The organism is Shewanella sp. 10N.286.52.B9, from assembly GCF_002873635.1.
GTDB lineage: Bacteria > Pseudomonadota > Gammaproteobacteria > Enterobacterales > Shewanellaceae > Shewanella.
This window is the reverse complement of the sequence record NZ_MCTY01000235.1, coordinates 1-2,328: the sequence shown is the minus strand read 5'-3', so window position 1 is coordinate 2,328 and position 2,328 is coordinate 1. Positions and strand designations below refer to the sequence as shown.

Annotated in this window: 1 protein-coding gene and 2 tRNA genes; all 3 read right to left on the bottom strand. The window is 42.0% G+C overall.

Going from position 1 to position 2,328, the window contains the following annotated elements; genetic code table 11:
* Position 1: 1 nt before the first annotated feature.
* Positions 2-77: transfer RNA gene (locus BCU91_RS19885), tRNA-Glu, on the bottom strand.
* Between the two features lie 218 nt (positions 78-295).
* Positions 296-371 (bottom strand) — tRNA-Ala (locus BCU91_RS19880).
* A gap of 105 nt (positions 372-476) precedes the next feature.
* Entirely contained in the window at positions 477-1,886 is a 1,410-nt protein-coding gene (gene gltX / locus BCU91_RS19875; protein ID WP_102436489.1) for a glutamate--tRNA ligase, read from the bottom strand.
* Between the last annotated feature and the right edge of the window lie 442 nt (positions 1,887-2,328).

Sequence of the window (2,328 nt, the reverse complement as noted above, 5' to 3'; positions counted from 1 at the left end):
GTGGTATCCCCTAGGGGATTCGAACCCCTGTTACCGCCGTGAAAGGGCGGTGTCCTAGGCCTCTAGACGAAGGGGACCCGGACATATTGTTTCACTTCTAATATAACGAAGACCTATAAGTAACACTTTAGAAGGCTATTAAAGTGAAACCGCCGTGCTCTTAATAAAAATAACGCGGTGTCCTAGGCATCTCTTCTTTAATCGAAGGGGACCCGGACTGCATTAGACTCTGCAAAGAGTGAATAACTCATTAAGTTCTGTAGGCTAAAACTTAACGCTTGAATTGTTGTAAAATTGGTGGAGCTACACGGGATCGAACCGTGGACCTCTTCGCTGCCAGCGAAGCGCTCTCCCAGCTGAGCTATAGCCCCTCAACTTTACAAATTGCATTTGGACATGCTGCGATAAATAATCACATCGTGTCTCAAGTACGGGGCGCATTCTATGCAGCCTGCCCAAAAGTGTCAACTCGTTTTTTAAGAATTTATTCTAGCTGCTACAAAATCAATCGCTTTGGATATTCTTTGTTCGCAACGAGCCTTTCCAATGAGAAATAAGGTTAAATCTACAGCAGGTGACATTCCGGCGCCTGTAACAGCGACACGTAAAGGCATTCCAACTTTACCCATTCCTACTTCAAGTTCTGCTGCGGTGTCTTCAATTGCTTGATGAATTGCTTCAACAGACCAATCAGATAGAGCAGAAATTTTTTGTTGGATTAACTTAAGTGGTTCCATTGCAACACCACGCAAGTGCTTTTTCGCTGCATTTTCATCAAAAGCGTCGAAATCTTCATAGAAGTAGCGACTAGATGCGGCTAACTCTTTTAAGGTTTTCGCTCTTTCTGCAAGTGCTGTGACAACTTCAGCTAAAGCAGGGCCGTTTGTGGTATCAATTTTTTGGTCATCCATATGCCATTGAAGGTGGCCTGCAACATATTCTGGTGCCGACTCTTTAATGTAATGCTGGTTTAGCCAATTTAATTTGTCAGTATTGAATGCAGAAGCTGCTTTGTTGATGTCATCTAATTTAAATAATGAAATCATTTCATCAATTGAGAATACTTCTTGATCGCCATGTGACCAACCTAAACGAACTAAGTAGTTCAATAGGGCTTCAGGTAAATAGCCATCATCACGGTATTGCATTACGCCAACTGCGCCATGACGTTTTGATAATTTAGCGCCATCGTCGCCTAAAATCATTGATACGTGCGCATATTCAGGAACAGGTGCACCTAATGCTTTTAAAATATTAATTTGGCGAGGGGTGTTATTGATGTGATCTTCACCGCGTACAACACAAGTGATCCCCATGTCCCAGTCATCAACAACTACACAGAAGTTATAAGTTGGCGTGCCTTCAGTTCGGGCAATGATCAAATCATCTAAAGTATCGTTAGCAAATTCGATGCGACCACGAACATGATCATCAAATACCACACTACCTTCTGTAGGGTTTTTGAAACGAATAACAAACGGCTCATCAGTTTCACGTGGTGCTAAGTTACGACAATGTCCATCATATTTTTGAGACTCACCATTAGCAGCTTGTTCTTCACGCATTGCTTCAATACGCTCACGTGAGCAGTAACACTTATATGCACTGCCTTGTTCTAGCATTTGAGCAATGATTTCATTGTAACGATCAAAGCGCTTGGTTTGGTAATACGGGCCTTCATCCCAAGTTAAGCCTAACCACTCCATACCTTCTAAGATAGCAGCGCAAGCTTCAGGTGTTGAACGTTCAATATCTGTATCTTCTACACGTAAAACAAACTCACCTTGGTTCGCACGAGCATATAGCCAAGAATAAAGTGCTGTACGAGCACCACCTACATGTAAAAAGCCTGTTGGGCTTGGAGCAAAACGCGTCTTAGTTGTCATAATGGGACACTGACCTATTTCTGAAAACGTCTATATAAAGACAGATATAATAAAGTGGCCGATATTCTATACCCAAACCACCACATTATGCGAGTTCCACTCTTGTTATTTTCATTCTTGTGGAGCAGGCATTCACTATAGTCAACGTCATCTAATATTGCGCAATCAATTTAAGTTTGAATATAAAGGTTAGTAGTAGTCTACTAACTAACAGGTATTAGTAGAGGCAGAAAGAATATAATAGGGGGCTTATCAATAGTGAGATGTTATTTATTCGCCAAAATCTGGTTGATGTCAGCAAAAGGCGGTCTAATGCGTCTAACAATCAACCAAGACGGCTGTTTTTAGCGCGCCTGAACTTTTTTAATCAAAAAGTCGTTGACAGTATTTCGTTGCTCCCTATAATACGGCCCCACACAGCGAGGTCGATTAGCTCAGCTGG